Annotated in this window: 22 protein-coding genes, 1 tRNA gene and 1 other RNA gene; 17 read left to right on the top strand and 7 right to left on the bottom strand. The window is 54.5% G+C overall.

Annotated features, from left to right (window positions below; translation table 11 throughout):
* The first annotated feature begins 2 nt into the window (after window positions 1-2).
* From ffs to FRD01_RS03620, 5 genes are all read left to right on the top strand, one after another.
* Window positions 3-93, top strand: an RNA gene (gene ffs / locus FRD01_RS03600) — signal recognition particle sRNA small type.
* Between the two features lie 130 nt (window positions 94-223).
* Entirely contained in the window at window positions 224-1,597 is a 1,374-nt protein-coding gene (locus FRD01_RS03605; RefSeq protein ID WP_146957718.1) for a porin, read from the top strand.
* Between the two features lie 8 nt (window positions 1,598-1,605).
* Entirely contained in the window at window positions 1,606-5,304 is a 3,699-nt protein-coding gene (locus FRD01_RS03610) for a CehA/McbA family metallohydrolase domain-containing protein (protein ID WP_146957720.1), read from the top strand.
* A gap of 2 nt (window positions 5,305-5,306) precedes the next feature.
* Complete coding sequence (locus tag FRD01_RS03615; RefSeq protein ID WP_146957721.1) at window positions 5,307-5,849, top strand: hypothetical protein; 543 nt, start codon at window positions 5,307-5,309, stop codon at window positions 5,847-5,849.
* A gap of 22 nt (window positions 5,850-5,871) precedes the next feature.
* Window positions 5,872-7,476, top strand: a complete 1,605-nt coding sequence (locus tag FRD01_RS03620; protein WP_249755974.1) for an acyl-CoA carboxylase subunit beta — start codon at window positions 5,872-5,874, stop codon at window positions 7,474-7,476.
* A 7-nt stretch (window positions 7,477-7,483) separates the two neighbouring features.
* Here FRD01_RS03620 and FRD01_RS03625 read toward each other — a convergent pair whose 3' ends face one another.
* Window positions 7,484-7,903, bottom strand: a complete 420-nt coding sequence (locus tag FRD01_RS03625) for a DUF1801 domain-containing protein (protein ID WP_146957723.1) — start codon at window positions 7,901-7,903, stop codon at window positions 7,484-7,486.
* 44 nt (window positions 7,904-7,947) lie between these two features.
* On the opposite strand from FRD01_RS03625, the gene FRD01_RS03630 reads away from it, so the two are divergent.
* Window positions 7,948-8,184, top strand: a complete 237-nt coding sequence (locus tag FRD01_RS03630; protein ID WP_146957725.1) for a hypothetical protein — start codon at window positions 7,948-7,950, stop codon at window positions 8,182-8,184.
* Window positions 8,177-8,737 (top strand): GNAT family N-acetyltransferase, encoded by a 561-nt coding sequence (locus tag FRD01_RS03635; RefSeq protein WP_146957727.1) that lies wholly within the window; start codon window positions 8,177-8,179, stop codon window positions 8,735-8,737. The genes FRD01_RS03630 and FRD01_RS03635 overlap by 8 nt, the downstream gene beginning before the upstream one ends.
* On the opposite strand, the gene FRD01_RS03640 is transcribed toward FRD01_RS03635, so the two are convergent.
* Genes FRD01_RS03640 through FRD01_RS03650 form a run of 3 tightly spaced genes read right to left on the bottom strand, consistent with a single transcriptional unit; the run spans window position 8,670 to window position 11,731 of the window.
* Window positions 8,670-10,010, bottom strand: a complete 1,341-nt coding sequence (locus tag FRD01_RS03640; RefSeq protein ID WP_146957729.1) for a transglycosylase SLT domain-containing protein — start codon at window positions 10,008-10,010, stop codon at window positions 8,670-8,672. The genes FRD01_RS03635 and FRD01_RS03640 overlap by 68 nt on opposite strands.
* Before the next feature lie 47 nt (window positions 10,011-10,057).
* Window positions 10,058-10,942: a ParB/RepB/Spo0J family partition protein gene (locus tag FRD01_RS03645; protein WP_146957731.1), complete on the bottom strand. Its 885-nt coding sequence runs from the start codon at window positions 10,940-10,942 to the stop codon at window positions 10,058-10,060.
* A gap of 3 nt (window positions 10,943-10,945) precedes the next feature.
* Window positions 10,946-11,731 carry a ParA family protein gene (locus FRD01_RS03650; RefSeq protein ID WP_146957733.1) on the bottom strand — a complete coding sequence of 262 codons (786 nt, stop codon included), beginning with the start codon at window positions 11,729-11,731 and terminating at the stop codon, window positions 10,946-10,948.
* A 151-nt stretch (window positions 11,732-11,882) separates the two neighbouring features.
* On the opposite strand from FRD01_RS03650, the gene FRD01_RS03655 reads away from it, so the two are divergent.
* From FRD01_RS03655 to FRD01_RS03690, 7 genes are all read left to right on the top strand, one after another.
* Complete coding sequence (locus FRD01_RS03655; protein WP_146957735.1) at window positions 11,883-12,920, top strand: serine/threonine protein kinase; 1,038 nt, start codon at window positions 11,883-11,885, stop codon at window positions 12,918-12,920.
* Window positions 12,899-13,726 (top strand): GTP cyclohydrolase FolE2, encoded by an 828-nt coding sequence (gene folE2, locus FRD01_RS03660; RefSeq protein ID WP_430700844.1) that lies wholly within the window; start codon window positions 12,899-12,901, stop codon window positions 13,724-13,726. The genes FRD01_RS03655 and folE2 overlap by 22 nt, the downstream gene beginning before the upstream one ends.
* A gap of 16 nt (window positions 13,727-13,742) precedes the next feature.
* Window positions 13,743-15,044 (top strand): dihydroorotase, encoded by a 1,302-nt coding sequence (locus tag FRD01_RS03665; RefSeq protein WP_146957738.1) that lies wholly within the window; start codon window positions 13,743-13,745, stop codon window positions 15,042-15,044.
* Window positions 15,045-15,803: an exodeoxyribonuclease III gene (xth, locus tag FRD01_RS03670; protein ID WP_146957740.1), complete on the top strand. Its 759-nt coding sequence runs from the start codon at window positions 15,045-15,047 to the stop codon at window positions 15,801-15,803. It begins immediately after the preceding gene.
* Window positions 15,804-15,893: 90 nt separating this feature from the next.
* Window positions 15,894-16,565: a PriCT-2 domain-containing protein gene (locus FRD01_RS03675; RefSeq protein WP_146957742.1), complete on the top strand. Its 672-nt coding sequence runs from the start codon at window positions 15,894-15,896 to the stop codon at window positions 16,563-16,565.
* 49 nt (window positions 16,566-16,614) lie between these two features.
* Window positions 16,615-16,688 (top strand) — tRNA-Pro (locus FRD01_RS03680).
* Between the two features lie 890 nt (window positions 16,689-17,578).
* Entirely contained in the window at window positions 17,579-18,067 is a 489-nt protein-coding gene (locus FRD01_RS03690; protein WP_249755976.1) for an ImmA/IrrE family metallo-endopeptidase, read from the top strand.
* Here FRD01_RS03690 and FRD01_RS03695 read toward each other — a convergent pair.
* Together FRD01_RS03695 and FRD01_RS03700 are read right to left on the bottom strand one after the other, a co-directional pair.
* Complete coding sequence (locus FRD01_RS03695; protein WP_146957748.1) at window positions 18,064-18,627, bottom strand: DUF2189 domain-containing protein; 564 nt, start codon at window positions 18,625-18,627, stop codon at window positions 18,064-18,066. The two genes, FRD01_RS03690 and FRD01_RS03695, sit on opposite strands and share 4 nt — an antisense overlap.
* A 54-nt stretch (window positions 18,628-18,681) precedes the next feature.
* The gene (locus FRD01_RS03700) at window positions 18,682-19,788 is read right to left on the bottom strand and encodes a DUF7151 family protein (protein ID WP_146957750.1); all 1,107 of its coding nucleotides are present in this window, start codon (window positions 19,786-19,788) and stop codon (window positions 18,682-18,684) included.
* 143 nt (window positions 19,789-19,931) lie between these two features.
* On the opposite strand from FRD01_RS03700, the gene FRD01_RS03705 reads away from it, so the two are divergent.
* Window positions 19,932-20,264, top strand: coding sequence for a hypothetical protein (locus FRD01_RS03705; protein WP_146957752.1), 333 nt, complete (start codon window positions 19,932-19,934; stop codon window positions 20,262-20,264).
* A 50-nt stretch (window positions 20,265-20,314) separates the two neighbouring features.
* On the top strand, window positions 20,315-20,521 hold the full coding sequence (locus tag FRD01_RS03710) for a heavy-metal-associated domain-containing protein (RefSeq protein WP_146957753.1): 207 nt from the start codon (window positions 20,315-20,317) through the stop codon (window positions 20,519-20,521).
* Window position 20,522: 1 nt separating this feature from the next.
* Here the strand turns inward: FRD01_RS03710 and FRD01_RS03715 are convergent, their stop codons facing one another.
* Window positions 20,523-20,810: a hypothetical protein gene (locus FRD01_RS03715; RefSeq protein ID WP_146957755.1), complete on the bottom strand. Its 288-nt coding sequence runs from the start codon at window positions 20,808-20,810 to the stop codon at window positions 20,523-20,525.
* A 72-nt stretch (window positions 20,811-20,882) separates the two neighbouring features.
* Between FRD01_RS03715 and FRD01_RS03720 the strand changes: the two genes are divergently transcribed.
* The gene (locus tag FRD01_RS03720) at window positions 20,883-21,860 is read left to right on the top strand and encodes a metallophosphoesterase (protein WP_146957757.1); all 978 of its coding nucleotides are present in this window, start codon (window positions 20,883-20,885) and stop codon (window positions 21,858-21,860) included.
* Window positions 21,861-21,962: the final 102 nt, after the last annotated feature.

A 21,962-nucleotide genomic window follows, 5' to 3' on the forward strand; every position in this document is an offset into this window, starting at 1 on the left:
TCGACGCGGTCAGCGCGACTTGTAGTCCGGCACCCCGTCAGGTCCGGGAGGAAGCAGCGGACCGGATAAAGAGTGTGCGCTGGCCGCATCGACGCCGAGCAACCCATTTAAGAACCGCTCAGACATCAGTCTGGGCGGTTTTTTTTGTGATATTTCCCGTGCCCCACGCCCTCGCTTTGTTGTATACCGCTCGCCAACAATCAAAGTGTTTGAGGCTTCGACCATGACTAAATACCCCCTGATTATTGGCGCATTTCTCCTTCCTGTGACCGTGTGGGCTCAGAACATTGAACCCCAAGCGGAAGAAACTCCCCCTGATGTCACGGAAACCGAGGTGGTTGAAGCGACTGAAGGTTCCGTTGAATCGACAGAAACTACGGTTCAGACGGCACCACCACCTCCTGTGGTTGAGGCCGAGCCTGCACCAAGTGCTGTCTCGGCCGTAGAACCAAACGGCGGTGTCCTCGTTAACCCACCATCGCTAAGCAATCACCCCGTGGATGTGGCCCTCAATGTGGAGCAGCGAGAAGAGGGAGTTGAAAACCCTTACCTTTGGAACCTGAGAATTGGCGGGTATTTGAGGACTGGTTTCACCGATATCCAAAACGATCCCAACAACGACCTCTTTGGACGAAACGACGGGTTTGTAGTCGCGTCAGCGCGACTAACCATCGAAGGTGATATCCTCGAGCAGTTGACGTTCCGACTACAGCTTGACGGCGCGATCGATCAGGACTTGGGAGGTACGCGGCCATTAAGCCAGCTCGACACGCGGTTGCGTGACGCGATCATCGCTTGGAAGCCTCTCGACTTCGTTAGAATCAACGCCGGCCAGTTCAAAGCGCCGTTTGAGGTCGAAGAGACTTACTCTCGAGCGGAGCAACTTTTCGTTCAAAACTCGGTCGCAAGTCGTGGAGTTGGGGTGACTGAAGGGTTTGCCGTGGACGGGCTTGCGCGTGATCGCGAAGCAGGTGTCATGCTTGACGCGCCGATCATCCGCTTTGGGTCCGAGGACGGCCTTGGCGTGCGCTACGCGCTCGCTTTGACGAACGGACGTCCCGCATCGCTTCAAGGCAACGACAACGATTCATTCGCTACCTATGGCCGACTCGAGGTCTACTGGGCGGAGATGGTCCGGCTCGGCGGTGCCGTCCAGATCAATGAAGAGCGCCTCCAGGCAGAAGAAGCCGATTTCATTGACCAAGACGTCTTTGGTTTTACGGCTGACCTGACGTTCCAGCACTCAGGCGTAACCCTAATCGGAAATTTCACGCAGACCACATCAGAGATTGCAGCGATCTCGGCGCAACCTTCGGTCACGTCCACCGGATACCAGGTGAGCCTTGCGTATCAGGAGCCATTCTTCGGCTTCCAACCTGCCTTTCGCTACGCATATCTAGACCCGACATCGGATACGTCTGGACAGACTCCCGACCCACTTTTTGAAAATGATGCCAGAACCTTCTACACCATTGGATTGAACTATAATCCGGATTACCCGATTCGGTTGATGCTCAACTACACCATCACGGACGAAGAATCTGCGGTGGCTCTGGAAAACAATCGCTTTGACGCGTTGTTACAGGTGGTCTTTTGAGGCTTCACATGAACAAGTTACTCCTTCTACTTCTGCTGTCCTTCGCCACCTTCGGGTGTAAGGATAATGAGCCTCCGCGCGCCAATGCCCAACGCGTGACGGACCGCAACCAACTCGTTGGCGGCCCCACAGCTCTTGGGGATATTGGGGATTACGTCCTCGAAAACGACAAAATCAAAGTTGTGATCCAAGACCTGACCTACAACCGTGGGTCCGGGCTCTTTGGTGGGTCACTCATCGACGCTGACCTCAAGCGCTACGACTCGGAAGGAAACCCGCTTGGTGGCAATGGCCGAGACACATTTGGCGAACTCTTCCCCGTGTTCTTTCTGGAGATGATCGACCCTCAAGAAATTTCGATCATCAACGATGGAACCGACGGAAAGGCGGCAATTATTGAGGTCAAAGGCAAAGGCGGTGAATTCGTCACAATGCTTCGCTACCTGAACCAACTCATGCTCAACAGCTATGCGGTTGAGCTCCCAGATTTGATCGGGGGAGTCCCAGCAAACTCCGACGGTGAGCCGCAAATTGAGTTTTCGACACGATACATTCTTGAGCCGGGAGCTCGGCATATCCGTATCGACTCGACGATGCGGAACATCTCCCAAGAGTCGCTGGAATTCCCACCGTCTACGATCACCGGATTGCTCAGCGGTTTCGGGCTCGACCTCTCAGGCCTGCGCATCCCGACCGGCCACGTGCTCGGATTCGGGGCGCTTTCGAGCATCTTCGTTCCCGGGGTTGGATACGATCTTCGGTTTGGACTCGACGAAGCCTATCAAACCGCGGTCCCCCTCCCCGGCTTTCCCGGATTGCTGACAAATATCGTGGCTTCAACCACCGACCTCGGCGTCAATTACGGCTTCATCACGGTGGAAGACCCTGAAAACAACTTTGTTTATCAACGTGACCAAGACGGCCTTTACGACGGACGCGCAGCCGCGGACGATTTCCTCTTTCTCTTTTACGCATCAGGGTTCGGCGGGGTCTTCAGCTCACAGGCCCCTCAATGGCTCAAACCCACAGAGTGTAGTGCTTCGAACACAAACGAATGTGAGGACGACTACTTCTGTAGAACTTCTTACGAAGCCTGTTTGGCTCGATGTGAAAGCGAAGATGGGCAATGCAGCGATGCATGCACGACGGCACTTGAAACGTGCAAAGAGCCGGCTACTTCTTACACCTTCACAAATTACTTCGTTATCGGCGATGGAGACGTCGCAAGTATCTACGAAGAGCTTTATAAGGTTCGTGGAGTTCAGACCCAAAAAGTTCGTGGCCGCGTTCGAGATGCAACAACCGGCGTTCCGGTTGGGGCGCTGGCGAGTGTGCTTTTCTACTCTACAGACGATTCGAGCTGTTCCAATCCTCAACTTCTAAACCAAGTTCACACCCGCAGCAGCGGGTTCTTTGAGCTTGAACTGCTCCCCGGCCGCTACTGCTACCGGACCCGGGCGGACGGCCATCCGCTTAGCGACTATCAATTTATCGAAGTCAACGAGGCCACGGGTCTAATCAACGCGAGACTCGCCTCAGCCGGAGAAGTCTTGGTCCATGTCACCGATGAATCTGGCATGCCGATGCCCGCAAAACTTACGCTTGTCGGCGTTCACGAATATAACGCAAGCAGTGACTATAAGACGTTTCTCTTCGACCTCGAGGCTGGTGAACCATGGCTCCCTACTGACCTTGTTCCCGACGACCCGAACGATCCAAACACACGCAAATTTATGCAAGAGATGGCGTACGGTGACGCGAGCGGGAAGATCAGAATCTTGGCTCCACCAGGGAAATACACGGCCTATATCAGCCGCGGTGCTGAATACGACCTGGCCACATTCGAGGTGGACCTGAAGCCTGCGAAGGTGGAAACCAAGGCAGTTACGCTCAAGCGCGTGGTGGACACAACCGGCTATCTGAGCGGCGACTTTCACCTTCACGCCGCCGGCTCTATCGACTCAGGTCTCGACAACAACGTCCGTGTCAGATCAGTGGCTGGAGAGGGAATTGAAATCGCGGTTTCAACCGACCATAACTACGTTACCGACTATCGGCCTTTCATTCAGCGCAACCAACTCGACCCTTGGCTGACTTCGGTTATCGGCTTGGAGCTTACTACTTTCGAAGCAGGACACTTCAACGCCTTCCCAGTAAATCGTGAACTCGATTCGCAGTCGCGTGGTTCGATTAAATGGCAAGATGTTCCCCCTCAGAAGATCTTCGACACCCTACGGGAGATGGCCCCAGAAGGCGGCAATATCATTCAAGTCAACCACCCTCGAACCCCGATTCTGGGCTACTTTGCTCAACATAACGTGGACGCTTTCGACTCGACCGTCGATCTCGCCATCAATCAGGCGACCGGCACGGATAGACTTACGGCCACTCTTACAAGCCCCACGGGCCCGGCATTCATCGAGGAAATCCAACAGCCGAACGGCACCTCTTCGATCTACCGCTCCACATTCTCTTGGGAGTTCGACGCGATCGAAGTCTTCAATGGCAAGCACCTCGAGGAATTGCGCCATTTCCGAATGCCATTTGATAAAACAGCGGCCGCTGGAACTCCGGACGCCCTTCCCCCAAGTGTGTTCGATAGTTTTAGGGCAGTGCTGACCGAAGACTCATTGGCTGAAACTACTGAATCTGGTTACTCCAGAAGCTTCCTCAGAGAGTTTTTCCCTGACGATACCAATACTGAGCTGGACGCGAGGACAGCTGCTGAAGTTGAACCACTTGTGGATGCGTGGACACTTGAGAATATCCCTGAGCAACACACCGTGCTTTGCGATGGCGACGACGTCGTATTCGCGGGCGGTCTTGACGACTACTACAATATTCTCAACCACAACCGCCCAGATGGGACCTATCGATACTACGCAGCAACTGGGAACTCCGATGTTCACGGCGCGAGAAGCGACGAAGCCGGGATTCCAAGGAATTACACGTTTGTGGGACATGACGACCCACAAAAGTTTAATCCACAGCAGCTTGTGGATGGCCTGCGTGCACGCCACAATATCGTGACGAACGGTCCTTTCATCAATCTTTCGATCAATGACAACCCGGTAGGCTCGGAGTTCTCGGCAACAGGTGAGCTGGAGTTTGAGGTCTTGGTTCGGGCAGCTGATTGGGTAGGTGCGGATCGGTTCAGAATTGTGGCCAACGGAGAGGTCCTCAGGGGTGTTCCTGGCCAATCTGACGACTATTGGGGTTGGACTCCGGTGACGTTGAGCAACGGCGAGTTCAAGGCAACCTTTACGGCGAACGTAGCTCAGGACACATGGTTTGTTCTCGAAGTCGAAGGCGACAACAATCTCTTCCCTGTGGTGACGCCTCAGGACATTCCGCCGTTTAACTTCGATGCCGTTATCGGTAGCCTCGCCGGGGCGTTTGGTTTCGGCGGAGGCGTTGAAGGTCTTGAGCCTAACTTTGTGTTCCCAGTGACTCCGTTCGCTTTCACCAATCCAATCTGGGTTGTGACGGATGGCGACGGTGCCTTCACCGCTCCCAATCCTCCAATCTTCCGATGCCAGGACGGTGCCTACGTCCAAGGTCTGACGCTCACCGCAGATAAGATGCAGCGCATCAGACCGGCGCAGGTGCCTATCGAGTTGCATCATCACAACCCGCTTCCTCGGCAGCGCGGAAGCGTCACGCCAGACCTCCGAATGCTCTTTGAGTCATTCGGACACATTCACTGAACATGACCCTACGAATTGCACTCAGCTTGACCCTCATTCTTCTCTCAATGGGGATGGGAACCAGCGCGAGTGCACACGAGCTTCCGATCGAGCGTCAGATGGTTCTCGATTGGAGCGACGAGGCCCTGGGAGCCATGCTCGTCTATCGCGAACCGCCTGGGCCCCGTTCTGACAGGCTGAAGTCGATGTTCGACGCGAATCGAGACAGTCGAATTTCGCCCGCTGAAGCTCGGAAAATGGGCCCCCAACTCTACATGCGAGCCACGCATAAGCTCGCTTTCAAGGTCAATAAGAAGCCAGTGATGCCCGTCTTGGTTGAAACCAAAGTGGTACGTGAGCGCACAGGTGGCTTCTCTGTGGCATTCCTGATTTCTTTCGAGCAGGGATCTGAATTCGAAGTGTCCGTTATCGATGAGCCGGGCGTCATCCCGCTCAACATCGCCCCCCTACCCTCGCAGAATTCGCAGGGTTTCACTGAGCTCCACCCCGGCCAATCCAAGGTTTTTCGCTTGCGGGAAGACGACGAGAAAGTTAGTAAACACTAACTAAGCATTCTCGGAGTCAGACATGGCCACAAATGAACGGATGAGGGAACTTGTTGCTAAGCTTGAGGCGAAGCGGAAAGACGCCCTTTTGATGGGTGGAGAAAAGCGCGTGCAAAGGCAACATGAACGCGGAAAGCTCGATGCAAGGCAACGCATCGACTACCTCTTTGACGAGGGAACCTTCTGCGAGTTCGGCATGCATGCGTTCTTTCACTCGAACGGCCAACCGGTAGACCCCGAAAAGGTCAGAACGCCTGCGGATGGCGTCATTACTGGCTGGGGTAAGATAAACGGACGCATCGCTTGTGTTGCGGCCTATGACTTCACAGTTCTCGGCGGATCGATCGGCGATGTGAGCGAGCGAAAGGTCACTAGGGCCAGGGAATTCGCGGTCAAGAATCGAGTGCCTATCATTTGGCTCATCGATTCGGCAGGCGCCCGTGTTCATGCGGGAGGCGGAATTGATGGCGAGCAGATTAGCAATTTTGCACTTTCGGGCTTTTTGTTCCGTGAACAAGTCCATATGTCGGGGGTGGTCCCCCAGATCGCCGCCATGGTGGGGCCAGGCGCTGCCGGAACCGCTTACATCCCGGGACTTGCGGACTTCGTCCCGATGGTACGCGGAACGTCTTCTATGGCGCTCGGTGGCCCTCCCCTGGTCAAGGCCGCCGTCGGAGAAGATATCGACGAAGAATCGCTTGGCGGTGCCGAAGTTCATAACAAACACTCGGGCGTTGCTGACCAAATCTACGATAACGACGAAGAGTGTCTGGACGCGATCAAGACCTACCTGAGCTATTTCCCGCAACATTGTTCTGAGAAACCGGCGACTCTCGAGTACGTAGAGGACCCGACCAGGGATGACGATGGGGGCAAATACCGCGAAAAACTACTCGATGTTTTGCCGGAAAGTACTCGGCGCGCGTACGACATGAACAAGCTTCTGAAGTACGTGGTGGACGAAGATTCCCTCTTTCAGATGAAGCCACTTTTTGCGCCCAACCTCATCACGGCGTTTGCCCGGATTCATGGGCGTCCGGTGGGCATCGTGGCCAACAACCCAATGCACCTCGGAGGCATCCTCGACGTAGATTCGGCGGATAAGGCGGCAAGGTTCGTCAATCTTTGTGACTCTTTCAACATCCCGCTCGTCTTCTTCCAAGATGTCCCTGGATTTATCATCGGCTCTAAGGTCGAGCGCGAAGGCATCATCAGGCACGGCGCCAAAATGCTCTACGAAGTGGCCAAGGCGAGCGTGCCCAAAATCACCGTTTTGGTTCGGAAGTGTTATGGCGCCGGCTATTACGTGATGTGTGGTAGGGCTTACGAGCCAGACTTGATCGTTGCATGGCCAACCGCCGAAATCAGCGTGATGGGCCCCGAAGGAATGGTATCCATTTTTGCGCGCACCATGCTCGAAGGTAATCCCGACGCAGAGACGATCAAAGCGCAGATGGTGGAAGGAATTCGGCCGTTCATCGACATCTACAAGGTCGCCGGCAAGGGGCTTATAGACGAGGTCATCGACCCACGCGAGACTCGCGACTACATCGCGGCCGGACTTGAGCTCTCTGAGAATAAATCCGTCCTAAGGCCGGACCGTAAAGATGGGGTCCGCCCCGTCTAGACACAGGCTAGTCCCCGTATTTCTCCCGCATCGCCTTCAAAGATTGGTCGATCAAATCCCTCAAGACCTCGCGATTCACATCACTAAGCTTCTTGATATAGAGACAAGACTTACCAGTCTTGTACTTTCCAAGCTGACCCAAGAGATCATCGTACTCGATAAATCCGGGCATGATGTACACCACCAGATTCTGCTTTCTTGGTGCAAAACCTACCTCGAACCAATCGCCCTCTCGTCCGCTATCGTAGACGTAATGGTATGTGCCGAATCCAATCATCGACTCGCCCCACATCTTAGCGGGGGCACCACTAAGTTCTTCCATTTGCTCCAAGAGCCAAAAGCAATCCTGCCGTTTTTCATCGGAGTCCACGGTCTCTAAGAACTCTCTCGGATCCAATTCGGTTGCTTTCGTTTTAAGCTCAGCCATAGTTGATGTCCTTTCGTCTGTCAGTTTCGTGCTTGGAGAGTAACATGAGAATCTCAATCGCAGAGGCCATAGCTGAGGAAGCTAGATACTTTGGTTTCGAAATCGAGCATCTTTCCAACGAGTACATAATTGGGACTCGCAACGAGGTGAAATTCTCATTGATGAAGATGGACGAATCTATGTGGCGACTGGGGATCAGGCGGGCAGACTTGGTTTTGCTCGACGAGTCAGGTCTGACGTATGCCGAAGTGTTGAAACGATTGGAGAACCACTGTGTCTAATCCTCCCACATTGACTACCGCACGACTCATTCTAAAGCCGCTCGTCGTTGAGCACGCCGACGACTACGAGAAGAACTTCGCGGATTATGAGGTGGTGCGATTTCTCTCGGACCAGGTGCCCTGGCCCTATCCCGAAGGAGGTGCCAGGTGGTTCATAGAAAACGTGATCCTTCCCGTTCAGGGCGAGACGCGATGGGCGTGGGGCATCTTTTTGAAATCGGAGCCGGAAGAGTGCGTGGGCGCCGTGGACCTATGGCGAGACGGAGTTCCAGAGCATCGAGGCTTCTGGTTAGCCCATAGACACTGGGGGAACGGCTATATGGCTGAGGCTTGTGACGCGGTCACGGACTACGCCTTTGAGCAGCTTGGTTTTGAGGAACTCATATTCTCGAACGCTCTCGGCAATTCGCGCTCGGCGAGAATCAAAGAAAAGGCAGGCGCCGAGCCGATTGGCACGAGGCCAGCTGGATTTGTCGACCCTCAATTCACAACGTCTCAGTTGTGGCGTTTGACTCGCGTGGCATGGAGCTCAGCAAAGTCGTCTGCTCCTTAAGGTAGGATGCTTTTGCCTTGGCCAATTTCGGAAGGTGCGTACGAACGAGGGAACGAGCCCTTGCCGCCGAGCCCGCACCGTACGTTGGATGCATGGCTTGAACCAGAACCGCATCGATTTCCTCGAGGCTTGCGTTTGGATTCTGTCCAAGGGCTAACCAAGCTCGTTTCGCCACGGCAGGCCCTGAATTGTAGCCGATGTACATCAGATAGATATTTCCCGAAAACTGGTTGTGCAGCGACTCAACATACGCCGCGCCTGCGGCGATGCTCCGATCCGGATTGAAACGAGCGTCAGTGAGTTTGCACGGGAATGAGCCTTTGTGCATCTCGATGCGCTCGCGAATGCCTGACTCGAGGTCTTTTTGAACGTTTCGGGGGATCCGACAATCCTTGGTTTGGCAGCCGCACGTATAAACCTGGCCAACCCCAAAGATGTCCTTGAATGGACCCGATTTGGCAGTGGGCGCACAAAATTGCATGAGGCCCGCACAACCGGTGTGGCTCACGGCAAATTGGCGTCCCGCGCTCTCCACCCACATGAATGCCTTGATCGTCGCGAAGCGATCCGCGTCTCCTTTCGCGTTCTGCATGATGATTGGATCCCAGCGATCCATCATCGGGTTGTCGCCGATGGGAATTGGTGGAACGACTGGCTCGGTCAACTCAGCCACGTCCACAGCTGTGTCTACGTCATCTGAGCTCACGCCTTCGTCCACAACAACGGGCTCAGCGTAAATCTGCCTGTACAAGCCAATCACCGATTCGTGGAGCCCCACCACTGCAGTTCCGTCCACGAGGTTCGCTGCGCGTTCGCCCCACGAGTTGGCGCCCCATCCTGCCACCAAGGTCGGTTGAATCAGGAAAGGAACGAGTAGCACCGTGATAAAGACGCTAAAGCCGACTTCAACAGGTGTCTTGATCTTCGGGACCTTTGCGGCAGCCCATGCGTAGGCGACGTAGGCCTTATCGAAGGCCGCATCTATCCCTCTTAGAACCACTCTAAACGGGCGCGAAATCAACCACCAAAAGAGTGCGTGAACGGGCAAAAAGACGGCAAGCCTAAGGATCCAATCGCGAACTCCGAGCTCATAGGACCATTTCGCCCAAGATTGAGAGAGATGCTCAAACCCAAAGTGCTGAACCAGATACTCAAGCCCGAAATGCAGGCCGACCGAAAGAGCAATGAGCGGCAAGAGATGAAGGAAAAGGTAGCTCGCGAGGATATCGTAGATTCCTTTGACCACCCGGAAAATGAACCGCAATAATTTCACGTAAACCTCTTCGTTGCCCCACTTAACGTATGAGATGCCGAAAAGATTTATTCTTCTTCGATTAATCGGTCCAAAACCGATTGTAAGACGTCCACATTGGCGTAGTGAATTTCGATGCGCCCTTTGCCATTCTTGTCTTTGATTTTGACTTTGGTACCGAGCACCGTCTGAAGACGACCCACGAGGTCTCTAACCAAAGCATCGTCACGAACGGCCGGCTTGGTAGGTTTGATGGCATTGCCTGCCTTGGACTGCCGGACGAGCTCCTCGGCTTCGCGCACCGAATACTCATGCTTAACGATGATCTCGGCTAGCTCTTCGGCCTCTTCTTGCGAGAGCGCAGCGAGTATCTTGGCATGACCGGCAGTGAGTAGGCCCTGAATCAAGTAGTCGCGCACGGACTCGGGGAGACCCAAGAGCCGCAGCGAGTTCGCCACGGCTGACCTAGACTTCCCAACTTTCTCCGCCAACTCCAACTGGGTCAGACCATGGTCTTCCACCAATCGCGCATAGGCACTCGCCTCTTCAACCGGATTGAGGTCCTCGCGCTGAATATTCTCGACGAGCGCCAGAACAAAGGCGTCTTTGTCTGAGAGCTCGCGCACCACCACCGGAACTTGTTTAAGTCCCGCCAACTTGCTAGCTCGAAGCCGTCTCTCGCCTGCAATAAGTTGATATCTCGAACCCTGGGCACGAGCGACCAGCGGCTGTACGAGGCCAGACTCACGAATACTCTGGGCCAACTCACGAAGTGCATCTTCATCGAAGAACCGGCGCGGCTGCCCTGGGTGCGCGTCGATGAGATCGATATCGCAAAGCAGAAAGTCTCGGCGCCGTGGCTCGGTCTCAGTGCGGTCTTGTGCGCTGGAGCCGCCGGGAATCAAGGCACCAATACCCTTTCCCAGGGCCCGTTTTTTGGGTTTTTCATCCATGAATCAAGCGATCTTCTGGTTTCTATCCAAGAATTCGCGCGCAAAAGCGCGATAGCGACGCGCACCACGAGAAGCATCATCGTACGCGATAATCGACTTACCGTGAGATGGCGCTTCGCTCAATCGAACATTTCGGGGAATCACGGTTTCGAAGACGAGGTTTCCAAAATGAGTAGTCACTTCGTCGGCAACCTGCTCACTAAGATTCGTGCGACCGTCGTACATCGTCAGCAGGATCCCTTCGATCTGCAACTCTGGGTTCAGGTGTTGATGCACCAGATTCACAGTGTGAAGGAGTTGTCCCATACCCTCGAGCGCGTAGTACTCGGTTTGCACAGGCAAGAGCACGGTCGAGGCCGCAACCAACGCGTTCACAGTTAGAAGCCCGAGGCTCGGAGGGCAATCCAAGATGATGAAATCCACGTCGAGTTCGGACGCTTGAAGTGCGCGGCGCAGCTGAAACTCACGGTCTGGGTGGTCGACCAACTCGATTTCGGCCCCTGCCAGGTCGGTAGTTGCCGGAAGCAGAAAAAGGCGCTCATGCTGAGTCGCGATCACCGCTTCATGAACCGCGACCTCGTTGTTAAGCACGTGGTACGATGAGCGAGTGACCTCGTCGCGATGTACGCCCAGGCCGCTGCTCGCGTTTCCTTGCGGGTCGATATCCACAAGCAAAACGGTGCATCCCGAATCGGCAAGGCACGCCGCAAGATTCACGGAAGTAGTTGTCTTGCCAACACCACCCTTCTGATTTGCGACCGCGACAACCTTGTTGGCTCTTTGCTTCATTGCACGACCTCTTCAATCCCTGAGTCATCCATGTATCGCGCGGGACTATGTCCCGAAGGCGACAAAAGTTCAACCTTCACGCTCAACAGAAAGCAGTGGTATGAGTTAAGCCTTAGCTATATTGGTGGATTTGGCGCATGCAGGCAATGCCATGAGAAGAGAGATTCTTGAACCCGGCCAGGTAGTCGACGGGCGCTACCAGATCCTTGGGAAACTAGGCGCTGGCGGGTTCGCGACAGTCTTCGACGCCGTCCACCTATCGCTTGGACGATCAGTCGCGGTAAAGGTTCTCGATGTGTCCGGCATTAGTGATGACGCCTACATGGAGCGTTTCTCCCGCGAAGCCCGGATCTGCGCTCAACTCGATCACCCGTCCATCGTGCGGATCCACGACTTCGGGCAACTCGGCGAGGGTCAGCCCTATATCGCCATGGAGAAGCTCACGGGTCACGACCTCGAAGTAGAGCTCAAAGCGACTGGCCCACTGAGTGTTGAGCGGATGTTACGACTCTTCGTCCCCGTGCTTGAAGGTCTCGGACTCGCACACAAGGCGGGGATCGTTCACAAAGACCTAAAACCCTCCAATCTTTTCCTCGTAAACCCCAACACTCCAGAAGAGAGGTTGGTTGTCGTGGATTTTGGTATCGCGAGAGTCCTCGATTCGAAAACTCAACTCACTCAAGCGGGATCCTTCGCGGGCACGCCGGCCTACCTTGCACCCGAATACATCCAGAATCAGGTCGTCTCCCCAGCCCTGGACGTCTATCAAATGGGACTCATCATCGTAGAGACGCTTAGCGGTCGTCCTGTCGTGCGGTCTGAATCGGCGATCGGCTACATCATGAAACACATTCAGGGTGAGCATGATATTCCGGACGGGATCAAGAGCGGCGCATTGGGAACCGTGCTACTAAAGGCGCTGAGCATCGATCCAACAAGCCGATATCCAGACGGTTCCGAGTTTTCTCGTGCACTAGCGGGAGTTCGGATGACCGGCGAGCCGGTGCCAACACTTGCGATGCCTCCCGTACACTCGCCCCCACCATCTTCCCCGTTGATCCAGACAAACTCCGCGGCTAAGGTGCCCGCGCATCGTTCCTCGGGAATGCCTCTTTGGATGTCGATGCTTATCCTCGTCTCGTTCTTTTTCTTTTCGGGATGCGTCATTTGCTCCCTTCTCTCCCTTTAGAAAGCCCCATGGAAGACGTACAAAACCGCAGCGATAACCGCGAGATCCCCATCGACCGCGTCGGTGTGACAAACCTCAGATATCCTATCATCGTGTGGGATAAGGCAAACGAGAGTCAGTCCACCGTGGCTACACTCTCGTTGTCAGTGCACCTGCCACATCACTTCAAGGGGACTCATATGAGTCGATTCCTCGAAGTCCTCAACGAACATCGCGGCGAGTTCACCATTAAAACCTTGCCGACCGTCATTCACGAGCTCAAGACTCGCCTGGATTCAGAAGCCGCGCACATCGAAGCACGGTTTCCGTATTTCATCGAAAAACAAGCGCCAGTCACGAAGAAGACGTCTTTGCTTGATATCGAAGGTTATTTCCATGGCGCTTCAGACGCTAGCGGCGATGACTTTATCCTCGGCGTCAGTGTACCGGTCACGAGCTTATGCCCGTGTAGCAAGGAAATCTCAGACTACGGCGCGCACAACCAACGAAGTACCATCACGATTGAGATTCGCATGACTTCGGCGGCCAGCGAACACTTCGTTTGGATGGAAGACCTGATCGAAATCGCCGAAGCATCAGCCTCAGCGCCGCTCTATGCCTTGCTGAAAAGGCCAGACGAGCGTTTCGTGACCATGCAAGCTTATGACAACCCCGCGTTCGTCGAAGATATCGCGCGCAACGTGGCCAAACGCCTGCAAGACGACGAGCGAATCGGATGGTTTCGTGTAAAATGTGTGAATCAGGAAAGCATCCACAACCACGATGCCTTCTCGGAAATCCTCTGGACCCGACCCACCGAATCCTAAGACCTGAGAAGAGCCCATGCCTACTTTTCACGACCGAAATCAACTCACCACGCTTTTGAAAGGTGTCCGGGTCATTTGCCCTGCGAAGTCCATCGATCGTGTTACGGATGTGCTCATTGGCCCTGAGGGGATCGAGCTGGACTCGCAGGCGAGTGCCGATCGTGTGATTGACGCAAACGGGATGTGGGCCACGCCTGGCCTCACGGATTTACAGGTCCATTTCCGCGAACCCGGGTTCGAGTACAAAGAGACCATCGCGTCAGGCTCCAAAGCTGCGCTCGCCGGCGGGATTACCACCGTGGTGGTCATGCCAAATACCAAACCGGCTTTGGATTCGGCCGAAGAAGTTGAGCGGCAACACTCGCTTTCGAAAGCCTGTGATGGCGTTCGAGTTCTGGTGGCGGCCGGGGCGACCAAAGACATCCAGGGCCATGAACTCAGCGACTACGAGGCTCTGAAGTCCGCAGGCGCTGTGGCCGTGACGGACGACGGCTATCCTTTGGCCAACTCAGACATCATGTTGAAGAGCCTTGAGCATTGCGCGCAACACGACCTCCTCTTCATGCAGCATGCGGAAGACCTCACGCTCAGCAAAGATGGGGTCATGACCGAGGGGCCAACAAGCGACAGGCTCGGCCTCGCGGGGCAACTTGCGGACGCTGAAGGCGCGATGGTTGAAAGAGACGTTGCGCTCGCGCTCAAGACCGGAGCGCGCTACCATGTTTTGCATATGTCTACCCAAAGAAGTCTAAACGCTGTCCGCGAGGCGCGCTCAAAAGGTGCAAAAGTGACGTGCGAAGTCTCGCCGCATCACCTGCTCCTGACCGACGCTGATGTTGACCAAGGCGGCACACCGGACACGCATTTCAAGATGAATCCACCGCTTCGTGCCGAGCACGACCGATTGGCGCTGATCGAGGGATTGCGAGACGGCACGGTGGACGCGGTGGCCACTGACCACGCACCCCACTCGGCCGAAGAGAAAGCGCGGGATTTTGCAAAGGCGCCTTTTGGTATAATCGGTCTTGAGACAGCTTTCGCATCGGTTTTACGGTTCGTACATGACGAAACGATTACGGACCAGCGCGCGGTCGAGCTCATGACATCCGGCCCTGCCCGCGTCCTCAACCGTCTGGAGCTCGCAGAACTTCATGGCGACCTGACGCTCATCGACCCGAACTACGAATGGGTCGTGTCGGAGTCGGATTTTTGCGGCGCACAGAAGAACTCCCCCTTCACGGGCCAGAAGTTCAAAGGGCGAGTCAGGGCGACATTTAAGGACGGCGCATTGAGATATACTCACGACTTGGAGGTTTGAGTGAAGATCATCTCGTGGAATATCAACTCGGTTCGCGTGCGAATTGAGCAGCTTCTTGAGCTTCTAAGGCAAGAGAAGCCAGACATCGTTTGCCTGCAGGAAATCAAGTGTGAGTCCGGAGATTTTCCTCATCTGGACGTGCGATCGCTAGGATACTACGCCGTAGTGCTCGGACAGAAGAGCTACAATGGGGTCGCCATATTGAGCCGAGATCAACCCGCTCTTGTGAGTGATGGACTCGAGACCGATATCGGTGGTTTGCGAGAGGCCCGCGCCATCAGCACGCGGCTTGGATCGTTTGATGTTCTCAATGTCTACGTTCCAAATGGTGATGTGGTCTCGAGCGATAAGTTCGACCATAAACTCAAGTGGCTAGACGCGCTCTTTGAGTCCATCGACTCCAAATGGTTTGATGACGATCCCCTTATCGTATGCGGCGATTTCAATATTGCTCCGGAAGACGAAGACACTCACGACCCCGCTCAATGGAAGAGCTCGGTGCTCTGCGACCCACGCGTTCGAAAGCGACTCAAGACGCTTGAGGATTGGGGACTCGAGGACCTCGGCCGAGATGCACACGAGTTCACCTGGTGGGACTATCGCAATCAGGGATTTGAGAAAGACGAAGGTTTGAGAATTGACCTCATCATGGCCACCTCCGCCCTCAAGTGTACAAAAATCCGTGTGGCTCGGGAGTTCCGTGGCATGGAACAACCATCCGACCATGCGCCCGTTATCGCTGAGTTTGAGGCCCCTTAGGACCGCTCTGGTGGGTTGATTTCCTAAGTTTAATTTCTGTGGTAAGCTTTTAACTTAGTGAGGGAAGTCACGAATTGACCAGGAAGACCTATGCCCTACAACTGGGACGCAATCAACGAAGACCCCCAAACGGAAACCCGTCTCTATCGCCTTATCGGCGAGATGCTCAAAGGCCGAGCGAGCATGGCCGATTTGGAGCGAGTGGCGCAGTTCCTACAAAAGGGGCAAATCGGACCAGACGCGTGGCAGACGGTTGGCGAAGCCCTTCACACCACGACCAAAGGCGCCCCTGAGGGCTACAGGCTCTGGGCGGCGTGGTCCAAACGGCTACCCGACGTCACAAGTGATGACGAGGAACTCGGTTTGATGTGGCGGCGCTTTGGCGGAGAACTGATTTTCGCCGAAGACGATTGCCCGACCGACGAAATCGACTCCACCGCCATCGATGCCTTTGATAATAGCGTGGTGAGCCAAACAGCGGTCATCTCGCTGACCAAAAACACGCTCATGCAATACCTGCCCGAGGGCACTTACAGCATTCGGTTCATCGACGAAGAATTTCACGGTGTGGACGAGTTCAATATCGTCAAATTGCTTCGTCGCGGCATCCTCCTTGGTGCCGAGGTTCTATACCGAGGCCAATGGATTCCAGTCGCGCTGCACCCAGACTTCGAACCACTCACACGTATGGTCCGCGCTGAAGTCCGCCGCGTACTCGCCAGAAGCGCATCTGAAAACACTTCCGAACAAAACCGCGCTTGACACTCGGCCGCTCTACTTCTATCTATTCGCACGCTCGGTGACGAGCAATCGGGGCGTGGCGCAGCCTGGTAGCGCACTTGCATGGGGTGCAAGGGGTCGCAGGTTCAAATCCTGTCGCCCCGATTTCGAAGAACCCGCTAAGATTTACTTAGCGGGTTTTCTTTTGCTCGCTCAAAGACTCTCAAGCACTTGGATCTTCTTCGGATCCAGTCGTTCAACAAAACAATCAATGGGTATGATGATGCCTTCTATCATCTTCACCACGTTTGCAGGCCTGAGATCGAAAACCCCGAATTCGTCATTGTAAAAACTGAGCGAGTTCCTATAGCCAAATGAGTGTTGAAGCTCTCGAAAGCCAAGCTCAAACATGTGTTGGCGGATTTCGGGAACGGTAGCCCTCTCTCCAGCGATCCAATCTTGTTGGATTAGGATCGAAAACTTGGATTGGACACCAGCGACGCCCACAAAATCGGTTTGGAACCCCCAGATTTCTTCAGCGGCAATGAAACGGTCGAGATACTTGAGAGGGTCTTGGCACGGCGAAAGTCCCGGCGAGTCGGTCTAAATCAACGAAGTATCCAAAACCAGGAGGAATTGTAGCCTTGAAACAGACCGTGCGACTGGAGCGGACTAGGTGTTCTCGCCCACCTCGGGCGAATTCAGCGAGTTCACTTGCGCAGATGTTTGGGTTGATGCCTTCAGCCCATTTGAAGAAAGCAATTCGAGTAAGGATATTGTTTTCAGACTCGTCCAACCATTCATCTTCATGATTTGTTGGTTCTGATCTTCGATAGTAGGACTGAAACTCTTCTTTTGCTTCTCTAATGCGCACAGAAACTTCTGTTTATAGTCTTCGTTCATTTTTCGACCTCCGCAGAGTCCGCATCAGAATAACATTGCCGTCATACAAATCAAACGGAAGCCATGTTTCTGGAGCACTTGCATGGGGTGCAAGGGGTCTGCTTTACTCTCTGAAGGGATGTGCTTAACATATGCGGGTGTGTGGAGTGCAAATGAGCGAACCCGTTTGGAAAAAAATCAGGGAGGCCGCCCCGCTAAACGCCGAGGGATTATTGGCGGGACTCGACCTGGACCAAAGTTTTCCTGTGGATGTTGAGGCGGTGGCTCAAGGTATGGGAATCGGTATTGAGCGCACGGCCGATGACGAAGATGGCTGCCTCGTGATTGAAGATGGAAAGGCGACGATCAAGATTTCTGAGCGTGTGGCTCCGGTGCGCCAACGGTTTACGATTGCGCATGAGCTCGGCCACCTTGCGCTTGGGCACGAGTTCGAACGCACTATTCACCGCGACGTGAGCCCGCAGCGCCCTTGGAAAGTGGAACGTGAAGCTAACGCATGGGCTGCACAATTCCTGATGCCTGAAGACCGTGTAAGAGTCGTGGCGAAGGCCCTGAGTTCGTTGGAGGAAATGGCCAGCTACTTCAATGTCTCGACCGATGCGATGATTTACAGGCTCAAGGACCTTGGCATCATTGACTAGGATTTTCGGCCGATATCGAGCTGCTTCTTGGCTTTTTCCACCGTATCAAAAACAACTTCGGGGTCGGTCTTTTGGGTCTCGAGCTTTTTGACATTGAAGGAGATGAGTAGGTCCCTTTCACTAAGTGGGATCACCAGCCGTTCTGCGGTACTGAGCGCCTTCGCGATGACTCCACCTATCGCTCCCACCACAAGTGCTTTCGCAACGAGCCAGATAACCAGATTCTGAGAAGAAAGGTCTGGCGGCTCCACATTCACGAAGAGCGCGAAGAGCACGTAGAAAAGAAGTCCGATAGCGACTGCGGCGCCAACGTAAAGAAGAATACCAACACGTCTACGAATGGTGTCGGCCGCTTTGCGAAAAGCGATTTGCTTCTCAACCTCAGCCTCCTTCATCTTGTAGGGCTGAAGCTGGGTGTTTAGGCTTTCGAGGTACGTATCGATACGCCGTTGCATGTCGTTAAACTCAGGCATCGGCAAATTGGGGGCCTTAGACTCTGGGGCGTTGCCGGACTTATTGTCGGCAGGGAGTCCCTTGTTTTCAAGTTCATTGTTAGCCATTTGAGTCTCTTATGAGTTTCTAGACGCCCGTCTGACGGGGAGCGCCCTCGACGACTAGTCAGGCAAGTACACAAGGTTGATGGTGGCGCGCCATGCACCTAGTCGGCCCGTGTTATCATTCAATGCCCTTAGCGTAATGGTTTGGGGGCCAGGACCAAAGTCGAAAACACGCGTCGTTGAGATATGGTTCGTGGTGTCCTTGGCGAGGAAGCCGAAGAAGTGGCCATCCGTGGTGTTGAAGTCGGTAAAGGTCTGCAGCGAGCTCGCGTTGGCCGTGAGTGCAAGATAGGCCTCAACATCAGTTGTTGAACAATAGGTTTGGGAGGTGGTCGCAAAGGTGTCGCAGAAGAAGTCCACGCTTCCTGTTGCCACGATGCTCCCAGCGGCCGGTAAGTTGATTTGAGCGCTGATTAGTGTATCGGCAGCGATGCCGTCAAAATAGACCGGATTCGAGTGCCCCGCGAAGGCGTAAACCGAAAACGGCTGGTTGGTGTTGCCGCCCGTCCCGTTACAAACGTATCGCGTGGAAGTGACCTCACCCGACTCAAGCACACCGTTTCGGTTTTGGTCCAAACCAGACGTGATTCGCACTCCACCTGCCACACAGTTTGCGCCAGGTGCCTCGGCCTGAGTTGCTACCAGTGCGCTTAGGCCTGACTGCCCATCGGAGCCGTCTTGGCCGTTGGTTCCATCCTGGCCGTTCGTACCATCTTGACCGTCTTCGCCGTCCGCACCGTTGAGGCCGTTGGTCCCGTTGCACACGTACTCGGTGGATTTGACCTCCGAAGCCGAAAGAATACCGTCGCCATCAGAATCGGTTCCGATATCCAGGCGAATGCCACCTTGCCCACAATTTGGACTGGGGGGCTCTTCCTCAGTGTTGACCACGGTCTCTGCGGCAGATTGAGGTTGGCAAAAGAGATTGTCTTTGTTGATTTCGAGTGGTGCCAACGCACCGTCGTTATTGAGATCCTCGCCCACAATCAACCTCTGTCCACCAATCGGACACTCATCGCCGGGTTCAATCTCTTCCACATCCACGATGAAACTTCGGCCGTCTTGACCGTCTGCTCCTGCTGCGCCGTCCTCACCGTCGAGGCCGTCTACGCCAGCACAAGATATAGAAAAAATAGCCAAAACAAGTGGAAGTCGTGTCTTCATGGTACTCCTGAAACGTCTGAATTGAGGCTTTCTACTCTCTCACGCTGGATTTGTCAGTGTCTTTCGGTAAACTTGAGGAATTCTAGAGACTTGGAGCTTCGGGCCTTAAGGTTAGACGGCTTAAAGTTGATGAGGAGTAGATCTTGAAAATTCTGAATTTTTTCAACGTTCATCTCAAGTGGGTACAACCCGCTTGTACTGTTCTCCTCCTCGGTTGCATTGAGCCGCCGCCAAACTCGAGCTTTGATGAGGATTCCCCAGAAATAGTCGCGGACACCGATGAGAACTACGATATGGGGATTCCTGACGCTGCTCCAACACCGAGGGATGAGCCAGACTTCGAGGGCCGCGACGACATGTGGGAGCCGGTAGAACCGGGACCTGACTACCCCTACCCTGACGGCCGAGAACCCGACCTCGGACCAACCAGCACCGAACCTGCCGCAGAAAGCGATATGGATGAAAACGGCCGTTGAGAGCGTTATAGCTCCGTGATAGCTCTCTTGAGCTTCTAACGGAGGACGAAATGGAACTACATGTAGATGGAATGACTTGCGGCGGATGCGTACGGTCTGTGCAACGCGTAATCGCTAAACAAACTGGGATTGAGGCCGAGAAGGTCACCGTAGATTTGGAGAGCAAATCCGCACGATTCGAAGGAAACCCGCCCGATACAGAAAAGTTGGTGGAAGCCCTTAAGGCGGCTGGCTTTGAAGCCAAACCAAAGGGCTAAATTAGAACGTGTAGGTGAAACCGAGTTTTGCCCCAGGCATCACCGGGGTTAGTCGGATGCAGGCTTCTTCACCGGTATTGTGATCCTTAAAAATCACCATCTCGAGTTTGTTCGCGACCGCCTTCTCCACCCCTTTAAACATCATGGGGAGCATGAGTGGAGCCTGTTTAACCGCGGAGCTTACTCGAACCAATGTGTTCTCATTGGTTGGTGACTCCGTCTCTTGAGCCGCCAGTGGACTCGCGAAAAGTGAGAGAGCCAAGAACACTAAAACGTGCAATCTTTGCATCAAAACCTCATCCGTTGAGATTCAATAGTAACAAAACCTACATGTCGCGCAAAGTTGAACTTCGATAAGACCATGAAAAAGATTTTCGTACTCGCCATCTTTCTCCTCGCTGCTGCGTCCGGTTGCGAGACGCCTCAGAAAGCTCCTCCTCAAGAACCAGCGGTCGAAAAGAAGACTGAAACTAAGGAAGAGCCCAAGCCTGAAGCCCCGACCACAACGCGTGATTTTTACAAATCAACCGAGAGTCGAGTTGTCGCGTTTGCTGACGTACACGGTGATCTACAAGCTCTGCGTTCCATTCTGAGGGCCACAAAACTCGTGGACGAAAATGATTCGTGGATTGGAAGAGACGCCATACTTGTGCAGACGGGCGACCTCCTCGATCGCGGACCCGATGAGCGTGCGGTGGTAGACTTGATGCTCAAGCTCGCCAAGGAAGCCGAAGCGGCAGGTGGAGGCATCATTCAGCTCAACGGAAATCACGAAATCATGAACGTGATGGGGGACCTTCGCTACATTCCGTCTAAGGGATTCGAAGATTTTCAGGACATTCCAGGCGAGGTTCCGAATGTCCCAGAGGTCGCCCGTGGTCGCGTTGCAGCGTGGCTTCCGGCCGGCCCATACGCGAAAGCCCTGGCCACACACGGTGTCATCGCTGGCGTCAACAACGCCCTCTTTGTCCACGGCGGCGTCTCGATGCAGGTCGTGCGCTACGGAATTGATCGCCTCAACTCAGAAACTCTGGCCTGGATGCGCGGTGTTGCCCCCGCACCGCCCCAGCTCCTATTGGCGCAGGATGGTCCAATTTGGAGTCGCCGCTACTCGGAACCTGAGCCCTCCAAGTCCGCGTGCGATGAGCTCGGGAATGTGCTCGATACCCTCGGCCTCAAAATCATGGTGGTCGGTCATACCGTGCAAAAGAATGGGGCGACCCAGGCGTGTGGTGGACGTGTGTGGCGCATCGATACCGGCATGAGCGCGCACTACGGCGGAAAACCTCACGCACTCGATTTCTCCACCGACCCGCCAAGCGTGATTGTCGCTGAGTAGTTCACACCAGTTTCACACACGTTCCGCGCACCTTTCATTTGCCCCGACAAAGCCGTTCATAAGCAGCTCCTAGAGTAGGTTCATCAACACGGACCGACACGA

It is taken from the genome of Microvenator marinus, from assembly GCF_007993755.1.
Lineage (GTDB): Bacteria > Myxococcota_A > Bradymonadia > Bradymonadales > Bradymonadaceae > Allomicrovenator > Allomicrovenator marinus.

What these genes read in the sequence shown, in the direction of transcription:
- FRD01_RS03605 (WP_146957718.1), top strand. Translation starts at nt 224, where the DNA reads ATGACTAAATACCCCCTGATTATTGGCGCATTTCTCCTTCCTGTGACC.
- FRD01_RS03610 (WP_146957720.1), top strand. Translation starts at nt 1,606, where the DNA reads ATGAACAAGTTACTCCTTCTACTTCTGCTGTCCTTCGCCACCTTCGGG.
- FRD01_RS03615 (WP_146957721.1), top strand. Translation starts at nt 5,307, where the DNA reads ATGACCCTACGAATTGCACTCAGCTTGACCCTCATTCTTCTCTCAATG.
- FRD01_RS03620 (WP_249755974.1), top strand. Translation starts at nt 5,872, where the DNA reads ATGGCCACAAATGAACGGATGAGGGAACTTGTTGCTAAGCTTGAGGCG.
- FRD01_RS03625 (WP_146957723.1), bottom strand. Translation starts at nt 7,903, where the DNA reads ATGGCTGAGCTTAAAACGAAAGCAACCGAATTGGATCCGAGAGAGTTC.
- FRD01_RS03630 (WP_146957725.1), top strand. Translation starts at nt 7,948, where the DNA reads ATGAGAATCTCAATCGCAGAGGCCATAGCTGAGGAAGCTAGATACTTT.
- FRD01_RS03645 (WP_146957731.1), bottom strand. Translation starts at nt 10,942, where the DNA reads ATGGATGAAAAACCCAAAAAACGGGCCCTGGGAAAGGGTATTGGTGCC.
- FRD01_RS03650 (WP_146957733.1), bottom strand. Translation starts at nt 11,731, where the DNA reads ATGAAGCAAAGAGCCAACAAGGTTGTCGCGGTCGCAAATCAGAAGGGT.
- FRD01_RS03655 (WP_146957735.1), top strand. Translation starts at nt 11,883, where the DNA reads ATGAGAAGAGAGATTCTTGAACCCGGCCAGGTAGTCGACGGGCGCTAC.
- FRD01_RS03665 (WP_146957738.1), top strand. Translation starts at nt 13,743, where the DNA reads ATGCCTACTTTTCACGACCGAAATCAACTCACCACGCTTTTGAAAGGT.
- FRD01_RS03675 (WP_146957742.1), top strand. Translation starts at nt 15,894, where the DNA reads ATGCCCTACAACTGGGACGCAATCAACGAAGACCCCCAAACGGAAACC.
- FRD01_RS03690 (WP_249755976.1), top strand. Translation starts at nt 17,579, where the DNA reads ATGAGCGAACCCGTTTGGAAAAAAATCAGGGAGGCCGCCCCGCTAAAC.
- FRD01_RS03695 (WP_146957748.1), bottom strand. Translation starts at nt 18,627, where the DNA reads ATGGCTAACAATGAACTTGAAAACAAGGGACTCCCTGCCGACAATAAG.
- FRD01_RS03700 (WP_146957750.1), bottom strand. Translation starts at nt 19,788, where the DNA reads ATGAAGACACGACTTCCACTTGTTTTGGCTATTTTTTCTATATCTTGT.
- FRD01_RS03710 (WP_146957753.1), top strand. Translation starts at nt 20,315, where the DNA reads ATGGAACTACATGTAGATGGAATGACTTGCGGCGGATGCGTACGGTCT.
- FRD01_RS03715 (WP_146957755.1), bottom strand. Translation starts at nt 20,810, where the DNA reads ATGCAAAGATTGCACGTTTTAGTGTTCTTGGCTCTCTCACTTTTCGCG.
- FRD01_RS03720 (WP_146957757.1), top strand. Translation starts at nt 20,883, where the DNA reads ATGAAAAAGATTTTCGTACTCGCCATCTTTCTCCTCGCTGCTGCGTCC.